General features: G+C 69.7%; 20 protein-coding genes. 9 read left to right on the top strand and 11 right to left on the bottom strand.

All coding sequences use genetic code 11. The features are described from left to right. Nucleotides 1–50: 50 nt before the first annotated feature. Nucleotides 51–179, top strand: a complete 129-nt coding sequence (locus tag ACORJG_RS10845) for a hypothetical protein (protein ID WP_427789035.1) — start codon at nt 51–53, stop codon at nt 177–179. Continuing rightward, complete coding sequence (locus ACORJG_RS10840) at nt 179–565, top strand: hypothetical protein (RefSeq protein ID WP_427789034.1); 387 nt, start codon at nt 179–181, stop codon at nt 563–565. The genes ACORJG_RS10845 and ACORJG_RS10840 overlap by 1 nt, the downstream gene beginning before the upstream one ends. A 66-nt stretch (nt 566–631) precedes the next feature. Here ACORJG_RS10840 and ACORJG_RS10835 read toward each other — a convergent pair whose 3' ends face one another. From ACORJG_RS10835 to ACORJG_RS10810, 6 genes are all read right to left on the bottom strand, one after another. After that, entirely contained in the window at nt 632–988 is a 357-nt protein-coding gene (locus ACORJG_RS10835; RefSeq protein WP_427789033.1) for an endonuclease domain-containing protein, read from the bottom strand. A gap of 78 nt (nt 989–1,066) precedes the next feature. Next, nucleotides 1,067–1,492, bottom strand: a complete 426-nt coding sequence (locus ACORJG_RS10830; protein ID WP_427789032.1) for a thioesterase family protein — start codon at nt 1,490–1,492, stop codon at nt 1,067–1,069. 21 nt (nt 1,493–1,513) lie between these two features. Then, nucleotides 1,514–1,864 carry a Grx4 family monothiol glutaredoxin gene (gene grxD, locus ACORJG_RS10825; RefSeq protein ID WP_427789031.1) on the bottom strand — a complete coding sequence of 117 codons (351 nt, stop codon included), beginning with the start codon at nt 1,862–1,864 and terminating at the stop codon, nt 1,514–1,516. A gap of 85 nt (nt 1,865–1,949) precedes the next feature. Next, nucleotides 1,950–3,197, bottom strand: a complete 1,248-nt coding sequence (locus ACORJG_RS10820) for a hypothetical protein (protein WP_427789030.1) — start codon at nt 3,195–3,197, stop codon at nt 1,950–1,952. A 131-nt stretch (nt 3,198–3,328) separates the two neighbouring features. Beyond that, a complete protein-coding gene (locus ACORJG_RS10815) occupies nt 3,329–3,691 on the bottom strand; it encodes a hypothetical protein (RefSeq protein ID WP_427789029.1) in 363 nt (120 codons plus the stop codon). Between the two features lie 119 nt (nt 3,692–3,810). After that, nucleotides 3,811–4,737 carry a LysR family transcriptional regulator gene (locus ACORJG_RS10810; RefSeq protein ID WP_427789028.1) on the bottom strand — a complete coding sequence of 309 codons (927 nt, stop codon included), beginning with the start codon at nt 4,735–4,737 and terminating at the stop codon, nt 3,811–3,813. Nucleotides 4,738–4,793: 56 nt separating this feature from the next. On the opposite strand from ACORJG_RS10810, the gene ACORJG_RS10805 reads away from it, so the two are divergent. Next, nucleotides 4,794–5,954, top strand: a complete 1,161-nt coding sequence (locus ACORJG_RS10805) for an MFS transporter (protein ID WP_427789027.1) — start codon at nt 4,794–4,796, stop codon at nt 5,952–5,954. On the opposite strand, the gene ACORJG_RS10800 is transcribed toward ACORJG_RS10805, so the two are convergent. After that, nucleotides 5,951–7,408 (bottom strand): PLP-dependent aminotransferase family protein, encoded by a 1,458-nt coding sequence (locus ACORJG_RS10800; RefSeq protein ID WP_427789026.1) that lies wholly within the window; start codon nt 7,406–7,408, stop codon nt 5,951–5,953. The two genes, ACORJG_RS10805 and ACORJG_RS10800, sit on opposite strands and share 4 nt — an antisense overlap. Before the next feature lie 65 nt (nt 7,409–7,473). On the opposite strand from ACORJG_RS10800, the gene ACORJG_RS10795 reads away from it, so the two are divergent. Both ACORJG_RS10795 and ACORJG_RS10790 read left to right on the top strand, forming a co-directional pair. Continuing rightward, nucleotides 7,474–8,076 (top strand): YczE/YyaS/YitT family protein, encoded by a 603-nt coding sequence (locus tag ACORJG_RS10795; protein WP_427789025.1) that lies wholly within the window; start codon nt 7,474–7,476, stop codon nt 8,074–8,076. Nucleotides 8,077–8,153: 77 nt separating this feature from the next. Continuing rightward, on the top strand, nt 8,154–8,918 hold the full coding sequence (locus tag ACORJG_RS10790; RefSeq protein ID WP_427789024.1) for an SDR family oxidoreductase: 765 nt from the start codon (nt 8,154–8,156) through the stop codon (nt 8,916–8,918). 3 nt (nt 8,919–8,921) lie between these two features. Here ACORJG_RS10790 and ACORJG_RS10785 read toward each other — a convergent pair whose 3' ends face one another. Continuing rightward, on the bottom strand, nt 8,922–10,550 hold the full coding sequence (locus ACORJG_RS10785; protein ID WP_427789023.1) for a peptide chain release factor 3: 1,629 nt from the start codon (nt 10,548–10,550) through the stop codon (nt 8,922–8,924). A gap of 160 nt (nt 10,551–10,710) precedes the next feature. Between ACORJG_RS10785 and ACORJG_RS10780 the strand changes: the two genes are divergently transcribed. Continuing rightward, entirely contained in the window at nt 10,711–10,851 is a 141-nt protein-coding gene (locus ACORJG_RS10780; RefSeq protein ID WP_427789022.1) for a hypothetical protein, read from the top strand. A gap of 22 nt (nt 10,852–10,873) precedes the next feature. Here the strand turns inward: ACORJG_RS10780 and ACORJG_RS10775 are convergent, their stop codons facing one another. Both ACORJG_RS10775 and ACORJG_RS10770 read right to left on the bottom strand, forming a co-directional pair. After that, complete coding sequence (locus ACORJG_RS10775) at nt 10,874–11,254, bottom strand: hypothetical protein (RefSeq protein WP_427793020.1); 381 nt, start codon at nt 11,252–11,254, stop codon at nt 10,874–10,876. A 368-nt stretch (nt 11,255–11,622) separates the two neighbouring features. Next, entirely contained in the window at nt 11,623–11,952 is a 330-nt protein-coding gene (locus tag ACORJG_RS10770; RefSeq protein WP_427789021.1) for a DUF1491 family protein, read from the bottom strand. Nucleotides 11,953–12,007: 55 nt separating this feature from the next. Here ACORJG_RS10770 and ACORJG_RS10765 point away from each other — a divergent pair, with 55 nt between their 5' ends. Beyond that, nucleotides 12,008–12,871: a hypothetical protein gene (locus ACORJG_RS10765; protein WP_427789020.1), complete on the top strand. Its 864-nt coding sequence runs from the start codon at nt 12,008–12,010 to the stop codon at nt 12,869–12,871. An 8-nt stretch (nt 12,872–12,879) separates the two neighbouring features. On the opposite strand, the gene ACORJG_RS10760 is transcribed toward ACORJG_RS10765, so the two are convergent. Continuing rightward, nucleotides 12,880–13,821 (bottom strand): S41 family peptidase, encoded by a 942-nt coding sequence (locus ACORJG_RS10760; protein ID WP_427789019.1) that lies wholly within the window; start codon nt 13,819–13,821, stop codon nt 12,880–12,882. A 50-nt stretch (nt 13,822–13,871) separates the two neighbouring features. On the opposite strand from ACORJG_RS10760, the gene ACORJG_RS10755 reads away from it, so the two are divergent. Next, on the top strand, nt 13,872–14,345 hold the full coding sequence (locus ACORJG_RS10755; RefSeq protein ID WP_427789018.1) for a MarR family transcriptional regulator: 474 nt from the start codon (nt 13,872–13,874) through the stop codon (nt 14,343–14,345). Nucleotides 14,346–14,404: 59 nt separating this feature from the next. Further along, nucleotides 14,405–15,028, top strand: a complete 624-nt coding sequence (locus tag ACORJG_RS10750; RefSeq protein ID WP_427789017.1) for a LysE family translocator — start codon at nt 14,405–14,407, stop codon at nt 15,026–15,028. The last annotated feature ends 2 nt before the right edge of the window (nt 15,029–15,030 follow it).

The raw sequence follows: 15,030 nt of genomic DNA, 5'->3' as shown, positions 1-15,030 counted from the left end.
GCGCTGCGCTGGCAGGTTCCCGCGCGACTATAAGACAAAAAGGACGCATCATGCGCCGCATCATCATCGCCCTAGCCATCGCCGCCGTCGCCGCGCCGGTTCTGTCGGGCTGCATCATCATCTCGACCGAAAAGCCGACCACGCGGGTGATCCACTCGGCCCCGGCGGACGCGTCCTGATGCGGATCGTCCCTGTTCTGGCCGCGGTCGCCCTGCTGCCGCTGCTGGGCGGCTGCATCATCTATTCGAACGAGGGCGGTGAGAAGGTCTCGGTCAACGTCGCCGACCGCGCCTCGGCCCGTCCCGAGGCGCTGGAAGCCGTGCGCAAGGTCGACTTCGACGGCCAGCGCCTGAGCGTTGTGGTCGGCTCCAACGGCTGCACCGAGGCGTCCAGCTTCGAGGTCCGCATCAAGGACGACGAACCGGCGGAACTCAGCCTGATCCGCCGCGCGCCCGATATGTGCAAGGCGCTGGTCCCCGACGGCAAGACGGTCAACTGGACCTATGACGAACTGGGCCTGAAGTCCGGCCAGAGCGTCCGCGTGATCAACCCGATCAGCCTGTAGGTTGAACCATTCCTTTCCTCCCCACAGCGTGGGGAGGGGGACCGCGAAGCGGTGGAGGGGGCGTCGCTACGCTTGCGCATGACGCGCTGCGTTCCTGATCGCATTCAGCGCACCCTCCATGTCATCGCGCACGTCACAGGCGGGAATACGCAGCACCGAAACACCGCGCGCCTTCAGCCAGTCCGTCCTCAGCTCATCATAACGCGATTGATCGGCCAGCCCGTGGATGAGGCCGTCGACCTCCACCGCCAGTTTCAGCTCGGCGCAATAGAAGTCGAGAATGAAGGGGCCGATGGGATGCTGTCGCCGGAACCTCAGGCCTTTGAGGCCGCGTCCCTTTAGCTGAGCCCACAGTTGCGCTTCAGGCGGCGTCAAAGCGCGGCGCATCTTTCTGGCGCGCTCGTAACTCAGGCCGTCCGGCATGGCGTCGCCCCCTCCACCACTTCGCGGTCCCCCTCCCCATTGCTGAGCAACAGGGAGGAAAGGGCAAGGCTGATGCGCTTAAGCCGTGAACGGCCCCAGCATGTCCGCCGGGATGCGGGCGGGGCGCAGGGTCTTGGAATCGACCAGACACCACTCCGACAGCCCCTGCGCGCACAGGCGGCCTTCGGCGTCCTCGATGCGGACATAGCGGTTGAAGCGCGGGCCCTGGGGGTCGCCGACCCAGGTGCGGGCCACGACGCCGATCGCGCCCGGCTCAATGGCGCGCAGATAGTCGATCTCGTGTCTCAGGGCGATCCACGACCATTTGGCGCGCGTCTCGTCATCGAAGCGCGCGTTCCAGTGGGCCGTGCCCACGTCCTGCAGCCAGCCGACATAGACGACGTTGTTGACGTGGTTGTTCTCGTCGATGTGCTCCGGCCGCACATCCAGAGGCACGACGAAGACCTCGCGGTCCTCACGCGGTTGAAGCTGCGGCCGGGCCATCGGGCTTAGGCCTCGCCCAATTTACGCTTCACCAAGGGCGACGCCCTTTTCGGTCATCAGGGCGGCCAGTTCGCCCGACTGGAACATCTCGCGCACGATGTCTGAGCCGCCGACGAACTCGCCCTTCACATACAGCTGAGGGATGGTCGGCCAGTCGGTGAAGGCCTTGATGCCTTCGCGCAGGGCTTCGTCCTGCAGCACGTCGACGCCGACGAAGGCCGCGCCCACATGGTCGAGGATCTGGACGGTCACCGAAGAGAAGCCGCAGCGCGGCGAATCCGGCGTGCCCTTCATGAAGAGCACCACGTCATGCTCGGCCACCGTCTGGGCGATGAAGGCGTGGACGGGATCGGCGGCGGTTTGTTCGGTCACTGTATCGGAACCCTTCTGCGAAGCCCGTGAGCTAGGTGCCCAATGGGGCCGGGTCAAGGCCGTGCGGCGTCCGGTCCCGTCCCCGTCAGGCGGTTTGCGGGCGCGGGATCAGGCGCTCGGCCCGTTCAGCCAGCTTTGCGGCGCCGTGTTCGCGCGCCGTCTGGGCGGCCTCGGCCAGCATCAGGCCGACGGCGCGGGGCGTCTCGCCGGTCCAGCGGGCGCGGGCCAGTGCGATGCGCGCCAGACCGATCTGCTCGGCCGCCCAGTCCAGCGGCGTGGCGGCGACCGAGGGCCGCGTCAGGCGCCGACGCAGCGACGTCTCGATCTCCAGCAGGGCCTCCAGATCGCCGATGGCGGCGGCGCGCTCGGCCTCCTGAGCGACCCGCTGCTCATGGGCCAGGGCGCCCAGGATCAGCCCGCCGCCCTCGGTCACGGCCTCGGCCTGGGCCAGGGCCAGCAGCGGCAGGGTCTCGCGCTCGGCCCGCATCACCTGAATGGCGGCCCAGTCCAGCGGGCTGTGGTCGGGGGTGAACAGTTGGGCGGCGGCGTCGAACAGGGTGCGGGCCTGATCCTGCGCCGGGTCGTCGGCGGCCACGGCGGCCAGTGCGGCCATGCCCGACGCGCACAGGGCCAGGGCGCGGGCGCGGCTTAAGGGGCGCTGTTCAGGCGGTGCGGCCTCGACCAGAGCGCGCAGGTCGTGGCCCGCCTGATCCAGCAGGCGCGGGTCGCGGGCGATCAGCCCGGTTTCCAGCGCCAGGGCGGCGCGTTCCAGCCGCAGGTCGTCCTCGGCCGGGCGGCCGCCTTTCAACCGCGCCACGGCGGCGTCCATCAGCTCGGCGGCTTCGGTCAGTTCAGGCAGGGCGCCGGACAGCAGGGCCTGACGCGCCCGCAGCCGCGCATGCAGGGCGGCCATGGCCGAGGCCGTATCGGCGCGACGCGCGGCGGGCAGTCCGGCCAGCAACTCCAGCGCGGCGTTCAATCGTTCGGGATCGCCGCGCAGGTCGAACGCCATCATCCCGGTTTGAGCCAGATCGAGGGCGGCGCGCACGGCCTGATCGTCGTTCGCTGCGGCTCCGGCGGCGTCGCGCCCGGCGGCCTCGGCGCGCTCCAGACTGGCGGCGGCGCCGCAGCGGCGGGCGTGCTCGCGCCACAGGGCGGCGGCGCGTAGGGCGGCGTCATGGGGGCGGGCGCAGGAGACGCGGCCCGCATCGGTCGCCTGCTGGCGGGCCTCCGTCTCGACCAGACGGGCGCTGATCAGCTCCAGCCAGCCGAGATCGTCGCTGTCGCGCGCCTTCTCGAACAGCCGTCTCAGATCTCTGCCGAATTCGAACATGCCGCTCTCATCGTCCCGCTTCGGGATCACGAAGGCGATCCGGGGGTGAGACAAGCAAACGCAGCGCCGTAAAGGCGGTTCAGCTTAACCATATAGTCAGATTTTTCGCGTCCGCCGGTCGGGCGGCGGCGTCAGCCCAGTCTGGGCGCGGCGCGACGGCACCGCTGAAGGCCGTTGCGGGCCTCGGTTTCGCCTGCAGAAAGGCGGCGCACGGACTGCAGGCGGGCGCGGGTCTGGTCCTGTTCGGCGACGGCCGGATTGCGGCCCGCCGTCGTCGCCGCCTGCATGGCGGCCAGCGACCAGTAGAGGGCGGCGTCATACAGTTGACGGCCATAGCGGCTTTCGCCGCCTTCCAGTTCGGATGCAGCCTGTGTCAGGCCGGCGCACTGCACGGCCTCATTATAGGAAACGAGCCGTGGAGGCTGAGCCGGCGCCGGCGCCTCGGACTGGCTTTGCGCCAGCGCCAGAGCGGCAGTGATGGCGATGAACAGCATCTGAACTCCACACAGAACCGCAAATCCACGCGCCTGTGTCATGACATCGCGAAGAAGCGATTTGCGATTCATACACAACCACGTCCGCGCGATGTATGAAAGCACTGTTCAGCTGAGCTTCAGCCTGGGTCCGGGACGTTTTCCATCGCACGGCCCTGATCGATCAGCCAGCGGACGAACAGACGCCGGTTGCGGGACATTTCGCCTGCGCCGGGAATGACCGCCACCGCGCCTGCGTCCCGCACAAAGCCGAACGGCGCCAACAACCGCCCCTGCGTCACCGCCTCGGCCGTCAGCGACCACGGCAGCACCGCCGCGCCCCAGCCGGACAGGGCGCCGTCCAGCGCGAAATGCAGGTGCGCCAGGGCGCGGCCGGGCGCATCGGGCAGGTCATGGCCGCTCATTTCGGCCCAGTCGCTCCACGCCGAGACATGGGTGCGGGCCGTCAGGCGCGGCGCCGCGAACACCGCCTCGCGGATGTCTTGCGTTGCAGGCGAGGCCGTCAGCGATGCGGCCAGATCGGGCGCGATCACCGGCCCGAAGGCGTTGGGCATGACGCAGACGCCGCCCAGAGCCTCAATCCGGGGCGTGTCCAGCAGCCGTAGAAGCAGGTCGGCGCCGCGACGGCTGACGGCGTGCGGCGCCAGTTCGATCAGATGGACGCGAATTTGCGGATGCTGGCGGCTGAAATCCGCCAGTCGCGGGATCAGCCACTTCACCGCCAGACTGGCGTTGACGGCGATATGCAGGTCGCTGCCGGTCCCGCGCGCCTCGCCCACGGCGGCGGCGATCCGGTCGAAGGCGGCCGTCAGTCCGGGCGCCAGGCGCCGCCCCGCATCGGTCAGGGTCAGGGCGTGGCGCGGTCCTTCGAACAGCCGCAGGCCCATCTGCGCCTCCAGCGCCTTGACCTGACGGCTGACGGCGCTGTGGGTCACGTTCAGCTCGGCCGCCGCGCGGGTGGCGCTGCCGGTGCGCGCCATGGCCTCAAAGGCGCGCAGGGCGTTCAGCGAGGGCAGCGGTCCCGAGCCTGTGAGGTTTTCGAACATACTCGGTTCGATAGGTCGCTTTCTTCGGATGGGCAAATCCGGCGAGACGGCGCGCCATGTCGAACCCTGCCGCTTCCCGCCTGATCGTTCCCGTTCTGGGATTGGGGATGATCGTCTCCTTCGCCTCCAGCTATTATCTGATGGGGGTGTTGGCCGAGCCGCTGGCGAAGGGCGCGGCGACGACGCCGGGCACGGTGTTCGCCGCCCTGTCGGGCGCCTTTCTGGCGTCGGCGGCGATCAGTCCCTTCGCCGGGCGCTGGATCGACCGGCGCGGCGGGCGTGAGGTGCTGTCCGCCTCGGCCGTGATCTTCGCCATGGGCCTGAGCGTGCTGGGGATGGCGCATGGGCCGGTCGCCATGATCGTGGGCGTGCTGATGCTGGGCGCAGGGATGGGGACGGGGCTGTACGGTCCGGCCTATGCGCTGCTGGTGGCCCTGCATGGAGATGCGGCGAAGAAGCCGATCACCGCCGTCTCCCTGCTGGGAGCGTTCGGCGGGGCGATAGGCTGGCCGCTGACGCTGTTGATGATCGAGACTCTGGGCGGGCGCGGCGCCTGTTTCGTCTGGGCGGGGGCGCATCTGCTGCTGTGCCTGCCGCTATACGCCGCCGTTCTGCCCGACGGCCGCACCGCCGCCCGCCCGGCGGCGAAAGGGGCGGTGCGCTGGGACGCGACCATGATCCGGGTGGCCGTCCTGTTCGCCGGAGCCTGGTGGGTGGCCACAGCCATGGGCGCCCACCTGCCGCGTCTGCTGACCGGGCTGGGTCTCAGCGCGGCCGAGGCGGCGCTGGCGGCGGGACTGATGGCGGGGGCGGCCATCGTCGTGCGCCTGATCGCCCTGATGGCGCCGGGCATGGGATCGCCGGTGGCGGCGGCGCGGACGGCGACCCTGCTGCACCCGATCGGCGCCCTGATCGCCTTTCTCGGCGGCAAGGGGGCGGCGGGCGCCGTGGCGCTGGGTCAGGGGGCGGGCAACGGCCTGCTGGCCGTGGCCTCGGGCGTGCTGCCGCTGCATCTGTTCGGGCGAGAGAACTATGGCGCGCGGCAGGCGCTGGTGTTGACCCCCGCCCGCTTCGTTCAGGCGGCGGCCCCGGCGCTGTATGGCGTCGTGCTGGACCGTTCGGCGCTGCTGGCTCTGATGGTGTCCAGCGGCGTCTGCCTGTTGATGTTCGCCATGACCTTTGGGCTGAAGCGATACGCCGCAGCGCCCGCTTCCTAGAGGACAGCGCGGTCGGTGGGGTCGGGGTCTGTGCGGCGGCGTGGCGTACTGCGGTCCAGCCCGCTCCATGCAGCGGCCAGCCGGTCGACGGCCAGATCCAGTTCCGCCTCCTCGCGGCTGAAGGGCAGGCGGATGAAGCGGTCGAAGGCGCCGTTGACGCCGAAGCGCGTGCCCGGCGCGATCCGCACGCCGTGATCCGGCGCGGCGATGGCCAGACGCACTCCGTCGGGCCGGGGCAGTTCGACCCACAGCGACAGGCCGCCCTCGGGGCGGCGCGTGCGCCATTCGGGCAGGCGCTCAGCCAACTGCGCCCTCAAATGGGCCTCGCGCCGGGCCAGCGCCTGACGCCGGGCGTCCAGCGGCCCCGGCGGCCCGGCCAGAAGCACGGCGGCGGCCAGTTGCTCCAGCACCGGCACGCCCAGATCCAGCGACGGGCGGCGGCGCACCACGGCGTCGACCACATCGGCGTGGGCGCGGATCCAGCCGACGCGCAGTCCGCCCCAATAGGGCTTGCTGGTCGACCCCAGCCGGACGACGTGCGGCCCATGATCGACCGGAGGGGGCGGCGGTCGGTCGAACCACAGTTCGCGCAGGGCGTCGTCCAGCACCAGCAGGGCGCCCGCGCGGGCCGCGGCGGCGGCGATGGCGACCTCGTCGGCTGCAGACAGCACATGGCCGGTCGGATTGTGGTGCGCGCCCGTCAGGAAGATCAGCCGGGGCTGGATGCGGGCGATGGCGGCCAGCATCCCGTCCATGTCCCATCCATGCGGCGTCATGGCGACGGGGCTGGGCTGAAGCCCCGCCTGCGTCAGGGCGTCCAGCGTATGGGGATAGGCTGGATGCTCGATGATGACCCGATCGCCGGGGCGCGTCACCGCCCGCAGCAGCAGGGCCAGTCCGCTGAGGGCGCCGCCGCTTATGACGATCTGATCGGGCGTCGTCGGCGCCCCTTCGGCCGTATGGCGATCGGCCACGGCGCGGCGCAGAACCTCAAGCCCCATCGGCTCATAACCATGCCCCGGCAGGTGGGCGGGCAGGGCCTCGACCGCGCGGGCATAGGCGGCGTGGACCTGTTCGTCGGCGGCGATGGCGGCCGAGGCCATGTCGATGACGCCCGGCGCATCATCCATCTGCATCGGCCCGTCCAGCCGCCGCACCGGCCGCGACGCCGGACTGGCGGGCAGGGCGGTGAAACTGCCCGATCCGGTGCGGCTGATGATAAAGCCGTCCGCCCTCAGCCGGTCCAGAGCCGTGCTGACGGTGATACGGCTGACGCCCAGCGTTTCGGCCAGCCGCCGCTCGCCCGGCAGGCGCGCGTGCAGCGACAGCCGCCCGTCCAGAATCATCAGCTTCAGCGCTTCGGACAGCAGGCGATAGGCCGGCTCGCCTTCCGGTTCGCGCCAGCCGTTCAACAGCCGTGAAAGCGAGGCCGGATGGATCAGCAGGTCGCGCATAGGGCCATCGTGATGAAAGCGGCCCTGTAAAACAAGGCCGGTTGTGCGATCAACAGCTCATGTTCATGCGTCGTTTCATCCAGCTTCAACTGGGCCTGTGCCTTTATGGCGTCGCGGCCGCCGCCATGGTGCGCTCCAACCTCGGGCTGGACCCGTGGAACGTCTTTCATCAGGGCCTGTCGCTGAAGACGGGCATGAGCCTGGGGACGGCCTCCATCCTGATGGGGGTGCTGGTGATGCTGACGTGGATCCCGCTGCGCCAGAAACCGGGGCTGGGCACCTTGTGCAACATCTTCGTCATCGGTCTGTCGATGGACGCGGCCCTGGCCGTCATGCCCGAGATCACGGGCATGCCGCTGCGGCTGACCTTCATGGCTCTGGGCGTGCTGCTGACGGGCATGGGCGGGGCGGCCTATATCGGCGCAGGCATGGGCACCGGCCCGCGCGACGGCCTGATGATCGGCCTGAACCAGCGGTTCGGCTGGTCGATCCGCGTGTCGCGCATGCTGATCGAGATCAGCGTCCTGGCCGGGGGCTGGCTGCTGGGCGGTTCGGTTGGCCTGGGCACCGTGGCCTTCGCCGTCGCCATCGGCCCGCTGGTCCAGTTCTTCCTGCCGTGGTTCCAGGCGCTGGGGCGCGGAGAAAAGCGGGTGGCGCGGGCCACCTGAACGCCGCGTCCGAACCTCGCCAGACCGCGCGTCGAGAGCGTGAAAGGAAGGCGCCTTCATGAACGAAGGAGGTCGCCATGCCCGCACTGTCCGACAAAGTCGCCATCATCACCGGAGCCAGCTCAGGCATTGGGGCCGCCGCCGCTCGCCTGTTCGCGCGTGAAGGCGCGGCCGTGGTCGTCACCGCCCGGCGTGCGGCGGAACTGGCGGCTCTGGTTGCCGCGATCGAGGCCGAAGGAGGCCTCGCTGTCGCCGTGCCGGGCGACATCCGCGATGAGGCGCTGGCCGAGCGTCTGGTGAACACGGCTGTCGCGCAGTTCGGCGGGCTGGACATCGCCTTCAACAACGCCGGGGCCATCGGCGCCAATGAGCCGACGCATGAGATCGCGCCGGACCGCTGGCGCGAGACGCTGGACGTGAACCTCACCGCCGCCTTTCTGGGCGCCAGGCATCAGCTTCCAGCCATGCTAGCGCGCGGCGGCGGCTCGTTGATTTTCACCTCGACCTTTGTCGGTCACGCCATCGGCATGCCGGGCATGGCGGCCTATGCGGCGGCCAAGGCGGGATTGGTCGGCCTGTCGCGGGTCATCGCCGCCGAGTACGGCGCAAAGCGAATCCGCAGCAACTGCCTGCTGCCGGGCGGCACGGACACCGAGGCGGGCCGCGAGTTCGCCCATACGCCCGAGATCATCGCCTTCGTCGAGGGGATGCACGCCCTGAAGCGGATGGCGAGCCCGGACGAGATCGCCCGCGCCGCCCTGTTCCTGGCGTCAGACGCGTCCAGCTTCATGACCGGCGCGGCCATGCTGGTCGATGGCGGGGTGTCGATCAGCAAGACCTGAAGGTCAGCCCCGTTCCTTGGTCTTGCTGAAGGCCACCTTGGGGAAGCGCTCGGAGACATAGCCCGTCTCCCACGCCGACTTGGCCAGGAAGACCGGGTTCTGGTCGATGTCTGCGGCCATCTGGGGCCGGTATTTGCCGGCGAAGTCCTCAAGGTCGGCCTTGGCGCCTGACACCCAACGGGCCTCGGCGTAAGGGCTCGGCTCGAAAATGACGTCCAGGCCGTATTCTTCGCCCAGACGATCGGCCATGACCTCGAACTGCAGCTGGCCGACGGCGCCGACGATGAAGTCCGCGCCCAGATCCGGGCGGAACAGCTGGGTTACGCCTTCCTCGGCCAGACCGACCAGCGCCTTCTGCAGGTGCTTGGCCTTCAGCGGGTCCTTGACCCGGACGCGCTGCAGGATTTCCGGCGCGAAGTTGGGCAGGCCCGCAAAGCGCACCAGACCGCTCTCCGACAGGCTGTCGCCGACGCGCAGCACGCCGTGGTTGGGAATGCCGATGACGTCGCCCGCATAGGCCTCTTCGGCCAGTTCGCGATCCGAGGCGAAGAACATGATGGGGGCGTTCACCGACAACTGCTTGCCGGTGTTCTGGACCTTCAGCTTCATGCCGCGCTTGAAGCTGCCCGAAGCCATGCGGAACATGGCGATGCGGTCGCGGTGGTTGGGGTCCATGTTGGCCTGAACCTTGAAGACGAAGCCGGTGACTTCATCCTTGCTCGGCTCGACCGTGATGTCTTCGGGCGCGGGGGCGTTGCGGGTTTCGGGCGGCGCCTCCTTGCGGGCGGTCATCGTCTTGGGCGGCGGCGCCCATTCGCCGATGGCCTTCAGCAGTTCCTCGATGCCGAAGTGACGCAGGGCCGAGCCCCACAGCACGGGCGTCATGTGGCCTTCCAGAAACGCCTGATGGTCGAAAGGCTTATAGCCCGCCTCGACCAGTTCCAGCGCATCGATCATGTCGGCCTGCTCCGTGCCCTGGAAGAAGGCGGCGGCGTCGTCGAAGGGCAGGGGCGCGGGATGTTCACCGTCGTTGTCGGCGGTCTTGCGGGTATAGGGCTGGAACCGGCCCTGACCGCTGACCTCGGCCAGACCGCGCAGGCGATTGCCGCTCTCAGCGGGCCACCAGATGGGCGAGGGGTCCAGCTGCAGACGCGATGCGATCTCGTCCAGCAGGGCCATCGGGTCCTGCGCCTCGCGGTCCAGCTTGTTGATGAAGGTGATGATCGGGATGTCGCGCAGGCGGCAGACCTCGAACAGCTTCAGCGTCTGCGGCTCGATGCCCTTGGCGGCGTCCAGCACCATGATGGCGCAGTCGGCGGCGGTCAGGGTGCGATAGGTGTCTTCCGAAAAGTCTTCGTGCCCCGGCGTGTCCAGCAGGTTGAACATCTTGCCGTCGTGCTCGAACGTCATGACCGAGGCGGTGACCGAGATGCCCCGCTCTTTTTCGATCTTCATCCAGTCCGAGCGGGCGCGGCGGTTTTCCCCGCGCGCCTTGACCGCGCCTGCCGCGCGCACGGCGCCGCCCGCCAGCAGGATATGCTCGGTCAGGGTCGTCTTACCGGCGTCCGGGTGAGCGATGATGGCGAAAGTCCTGCGGCGCAGGGCCTCGTCGGCGAGAGTCAATTTGGACATGGAGCTTCCTTCAGGACGCGCGACCTAGCGCGCCACGGCCCGATTGTCGACGTTCACGATGCCGTGAGAGACCCCTCGCCAATAGGGGTTATTCGAGTCATGGTGCCTCTCGGAAGACAGCGATCCATGAGTTCGCTGCGCCAAAGGGAAAGGAAACGTCATGGCTCTGGTTCATCCGGACAAGGCCGCGCCGGTTCAGCACAGCGGCAAGATTCATCCGCTGGTCTGCTTTCTGGCCGGGTTCGCACTGATCGTCACCGCAGCCGCCGTGGTCCACACGGTGTTCGGCATCATCCTCTAAGTCTGAGGCGACGCCGCGATGATCAGGCCGCGAGGCGGCTCCATACAGCCTTGTCCGCTGCGACGGCGTTCAGGGCGCGGCGACGTGCGCGCTGTTGCAGATGGCGCAGCACGACCTCGGGCAGGGCGCAGAAGCGCGGCTCGACCAGTTCGGGCGCGCAACCGGCCTGCGGCGCGGCGAACAGGGCGGCGTTAACGCCCTCGGCCCTGTGCGCGATCAGCCAGGCCAGACGGCGCGCGCGGGCCGGATCGGTCTGGTGCAGCAGGGGCTCTTCGGCGAAGAGCTCGCAGCCCATCTCCAGCACATAGTCGAAGGACAGGTTCTCGAACCGGCGCACGTCATGGCTCGGGGCCGGGCAGGCCTCGTCCAGATCGAAGACGACGTCGTTCAAGAGAAACAGCATCAAGCCAAGCCCGTTCGCCGGGCCGTTCTGGCCCCATGCGAAGGGTTTTAGGGCGCCTGCGCTTGCGGTCCGGTTCACGAACGCGGTGAACAGCGCGGTTACCATTTTGAGCGGGCCTAACGCGCTTGCGCTGCTTGAGGGCGGTTTGAGCACGTATGACCCTCTCCCGGCGGGAGAGGGCTTGAGCCTCCAAGAGCGTAGCGATTGGTTAAGGCGAAAGGGTGAGGGGCTTGTCCTGTCAGTCGGCGTGAGCCGTCGCACCACGGCCTGCGGCCGACTTCGCCCGTAAACCCTCACCCTTTCGCTTAGCGGATCGCCTTCGGCTCTCCGAAGCTCAAGCCCTCTCCCATCGGGAGAGGGTTCAACGATTAGCCCTGCGTCTTCTCGGTCAGGAAGTGGCGGCCCTGGCGGTCCTCGATCTCGACGATCCAGAGGTCGGGGTCGTAGCGGCGCTGGCGATCCAGATAGGCGTCCAGTTCGCTCTCGGTCTCGCTGGCGACGGGTTGGATCCACAGCGGTTCGCCGTCCTGGCCGGTCGCCTCGGTCCACAGGCGGGCGGTGCGGGTCGCGGTGTCATAGGCCTTGACGATGACGGCCCCGGCGCGGGCGTCGCCCTTCTTCACCACGACAGCGTTGGCGCCCTCCAGCTCCGCGCGGCGGATCAGGGCGCCGACCCAGACGTCAGTGGAAAGAAGCAATTGGTTCACCCTGTTTGGACACGGACCCGGAACCGGCGGCGGCTAGGGTGGAGCCATGAAGATAGCGCCGTCGCCCCGCATAGTCAGCAGAACGCTGGCCGCGATCATCGCCCTGACCCTTGCGACGGGGACGGCGACCGCGGCTGGCGACGTCTACTATGAGCGCGCCTTCGTGCGGGCGGCGCAGGACAAGTGCCGCCTGTTCGAGCCGCGCCTGACCCAGGCCCTCGAGGCGGCGACCCTGCAGGCGCGCGGAGCGGCCCTGCGCGCCGGGCGCCCGGCGACCGAACTGGCCGCCACGGCCGGGCGAGCCAAGGCGCGGGCCCAGGCCACCCCCTGCAACGACGCCGAGTTGGACCGGGTCAAGAGGCGGGTGCGCCACGCCTTCGCCGGATGGTCGCGCGCGGCGCGGATCAACTTCCCCGGCGACAAGGCCGGCTGGAGCGCCGACCGTTTCGAAAGCGCCCGCGACGGCTGGCGCCTGTTTCAGGACGGGGCGACCGGCGCCTCGCCCGTGCGGTTCGGCCTGACCGGCAGGGCGCCCCAGGATGCGCGCCCGGCGGCGGTCGTCTCCTTCGTCGGCAAGCCCCGACCCTATGCCGCGCGCATCGTCATGCGCGATACGGCGCGCTCGCCCCGGCCGTGGCTGGGGACGGACGGCCTGCCGCCCGAGGCCGCGCGCCGCGCCGTCTTCGCCGCCGGTTCCGACATCGCGCCGCGCGATCTGCTGGCGTCCGGCGCGCGGGCGGGCGAAGTCTGGCGCTTTCCCGACAGCGCGGCCGAGGCTCTGGCGGCGCTGGACCTGCGCGAGCCCTTTCTGATCGAGTTCCTGTTCCGCGACGACAGCGTGGCGACCGCCCGTTTCGAGGCGGGCGACTTCGCCGCCGCCCGCGCCTTCCTGGCCATGGGGCCGGTCTAGGCGGCCGTTCAGGTCTTCGGCGTTCGGCCCAGCTTCGCCAGCAGGCGGTCGCGGGCGGTCAGCAGGGGATCGTCGCCGCCGGGCGCGTCGGGACGGACGCCGCCGCCTTCCCAGTTCTTTCCCGTGACGGCGTTGACGGGGCGGGCGTCCGGCACGCTGACGGCGTAGCCGTGGGGCAGGGGCTGCGGCGGTCCCAGCATGTGGGCGGCGCCGCCCGACCGGTCGCCGATCACCTCGGCCCGCCCGGCCGCCTGCAGCGTATAGGCGGTGAACTCGGCCGCCGAGCCTGAGCGGCGATCGATCAGGACGGCGACCGGCGTGTCGGTCCGGACGGCGGGCAGGGCGCGGGGCGGCGCGGCGTGAGGAAGCCGGCCCTCGCGTCGTTCGATCCAGCCGAACGCGGCGCCTTCGGGCAGCAGGCTGGCGACCAGTTGATCGGCCGTGCGCCCGTCCCCGCCGCCGTTGCGGCGCAGGTCGATGATGAGGCCGTCGACATCTTCCAACAGGGTCAGGGCGGCGGCCAGGCGCGTCTCGACCAGGTCCCAGGGATAGAAGGCGCTGAGCCGCAGATAGCCGATGTTGCCCTCCAGCACCCGCACCTCGCGCACGCCGCCGCCTGCGGCGCGGGCCTCGTCGCGCCAGGCCTGCAGGGAGGCGGGGGCGGGACCGGTTGACGGTCCTGAAGACGGCGGGGGCGTCAGGCGGAAGTGCCCGTCCAGCGTGCGCAGGTCGCGCGTCGCCGCCTCGGCGAAGGCGGCCGGGTCGTCGCATTGTTCGGCATAGCGTCCCTCCGCCGCCCAGTCGCGGACGCGGCGCGCCACGGCCTGCCCCTCGGTCTGGGTGATGTAGCCGGCTCCTATGCGGTCGGCGGCGGCGTTCAGAACCTCGACCTGCAGGGGGCAGGTCGTCAGGGCGACGGCCAGGAAGGGATGGACAAGCGCGGAGAGCATGGGGCCTCGCATGGGTTGATTTGTAACAGCCCTTATATATTTATGAGGCCATGTCCGAACGCCCGTCAAGTCTTGGAGCCCTGCTGCGGCGTCTGGCCGACCGTCTCGACGGCGAGGTGGAGGCCGCCTACGCCGCGCGTGGGCTGGCGTTCAGGCCGCGCTATACGGTGATCATGCGCGCCCTGATGGAGGCCGAGCGGGCGGCGGAAGAGCCGATGGCGCTCAGTATCAAGGCCCTGGCCGAGGCCGCAGGCCTGACCCATTCGGCGCTCAGTCAGACGGCGGCGCAGATGACCCGCGAGGGATGGCTGGTTTCCGGCCGTGCGGCGGACGGACGACAGCGCGCGGTCATGCTGTCGGATCAGGCGCGCGCGGCCTTGCCGGCCCTGACCGATCAATGGCGCGCGACCAAGCGGGCGGCGCGGTCGCTGGATCAGGATCTGGGACTGGAGCTTGAGGCGGTTCTCACGGCGGCGTTGAGGGCGCTGGACGCGCGCGGCTATCGCGACCGCATGGAGGGATGAGGCGGCCGGGTTGAGATCGGACGTTGTAACCTTCGCTCAGCGCATGATCTAGTGCGCCCATGTTCGATCCCGCCCTGTTCGCCGCCTTCCTGGTCGCCATCACCATTCTGACGATCACGCCGGGGGTGGACACGGCCATGGTGCTGCGCTCGGCGGCGGCCGAGGGCGGGCGTTCGGCCGTCTTCGCCGGGGCGGGCATACTGCTGGGCTGCCTGATCTGGGGCGCGGCGGTGTCGCTGGGATTCGGGGCGCTGCTGCGGGTGTCGGAACTGGCCTATACGGTGGTGAAGTGGGCGGGCGCGGCCTATCTGGTCTGGCTGGGCGCGCAGATGCTGTTCAAGCCGCGCAAGAGCCTGGGCGAGCCGGGCGCCGCCCCGCCGCCCAGCGGTCCCGTCGCCTTTCGGCGCGGCCTGCTGACCAATTTGCTGAACCCCAAGGTCGGCGTCTTCTACGTGACCTTTCTGCCCCAGTTCGTGCCGCAAGGGGCCAATGTGGCGGCCTTCACCTTCTTCCTGGTCGGGGTTCATGTGGCGCTGACCATCGTCTGGTTCGCCGGGTTGATTCTGGCGACGGCGCCGCTGGGTCGGTTCCTGCGCCGCCCGGCCGTGGTGCGGACGATGGACCGGGTGGTAGGCGTGGTCTTCATCGGCTTCGGGCTGAAGCTGGCCGCCTCGAAGGTCTGAGG

It is taken from the genome of Brevundimonas diminuta (assembly GCF_050310045.1).
In the GTDB taxonomy this organism is placed as follows: Bacteria; Pseudomonadota; Alphaproteobacteria; order Caulobacterales; family Caulobacteraceae; genus Brevundimonas; species Brevundimonas diminuta_F.
The sequence above is the reverse complement of the archived record's forward strand: the minus strand, read 5'-3'. Positions and strand labels throughout refer to the sequence as shown.

Bases quoted from the DNA above. Each gene is read 5' to 3' on its own strand.
- ACORJG_RS10810 (WP_427789028.1), bottom strand. From the start codon at position 4,737: ATGTTCGAAAACCTCACAGGCTCGGGACCGCTGCCCTCGCTGAACGCC.
- ACORJG_RS10815 (WP_427789029.1), bottom strand. From the start codon at position 3,691: ATGCTGTTCATCGCCATCACTGCCGCTCTGGCGCTGGCGCAAAGCCAG.
- ACORJG_RS10845 (WP_427789035.1), top strand. From the start codon at position 51: ATGCGCCGCATCATCATCGCCCTAGCCATCGCCGCCGTCGCCGCGCCG.
- ACORJG_RS10835 (WP_427789033.1), bottom strand. From the start codon at position 988: ATGCCGGACGGCCTGAGTTACGAGCGCGCCAGAAAGATGCGCCGCGCT.
- ACORJG_RS10830 (WP_427789032.1), bottom strand. From the start codon at position 1,492: ATGGCCCGGCCGCAGCTTCAACCGCGTGAGGACCGCGAGGTCTTCGTC.
- ACORJG_RS10755 (WP_427789018.1), top strand. From the start codon at position 13,872: ATGTCCGAACGCCCGTCAAGTCTTGGAGCCCTGCTGCGGCGTCTGGCC.
- ACORJG_RS10820 (WP_427789030.1), bottom strand. From the start codon at position 3,197: ATGTTCGAATTCGGCAGAGATCTGAGACGGCTGTTCGAGAAGGCGCGC.
- ACORJG_RS10795 (WP_427789025.1), top strand. From the start codon at position 7,474: ATGCGTCGTTTCATCCAGCTTCAACTGGGCCTGTGCCTTTATGGCGTC.
- ACORJG_RS10775 (WP_427793020.1), bottom strand. From the start codon at position 11,254: ATGCTGTTTCTCTTGAACGACGTCGTCTTCGATCTGGACGAGGCCTGC.
- ACORJG_RS10805 (WP_427789027.1), top strand. From the start codon at position 4,794: ATGTCGAACCCTGCCGCTTCCCGCCTGATCGTTCCCGTTCTGGGATTG.
- ACORJG_RS10780 (WP_427789022.1), top strand. From the start codon at position 10,711: ATGGCTCTGGTTCATCCGGACAAGGCCGCGCCGGTTCAGCACAGCGGC.
- ACORJG_RS10800 (WP_427789026.1), bottom strand. From the start codon at position 7,408: ATGCGCGACCTGCTGATCCATCCGGCCTCGCTTTCACGGCTGTTGAAC.
- ACORJG_RS10765 (WP_427789020.1), top strand. From the start codon at position 12,008: ATGAAGATAGCGCCGTCGCCCCGCATAGTCAGCAGAACGCTGGCCGCG.
- ACORJG_RS10840 (WP_427789034.1), top strand. From the start codon at position 179: ATGCGGATCGTCCCTGTTCTGGCCGCGGTCGCCCTGCTGCCGCTGCTG.
- ACORJG_RS10785 (WP_427789023.1), bottom strand. From the start codon at position 10,550: ATGTCCAAATTGACTCTCGCCGACGAGGCCCTGCGCCGCAGGACTTTC.
- ACORJG_RS10790 (WP_427789024.1), top strand. From the start codon at position 8,154: ATGCCCGCACTGTCCGACAAAGTCGCCATCATCACCGGAGCCAGCTCA.
- ACORJG_RS10750 (WP_427789017.1), top strand. From the start codon at position 14,405: ATGTTCGATCCCGCCCTGTTCGCCGCCTTCCTGGTCGCCATCACCATT.
- ACORJG_RS10760 (WP_427789019.1), bottom strand. From the start codon at position 13,821: ATGCTCTCCGCGCTTGTCCATCCCTTCCTGGCCGTCGCCCTGACGACC.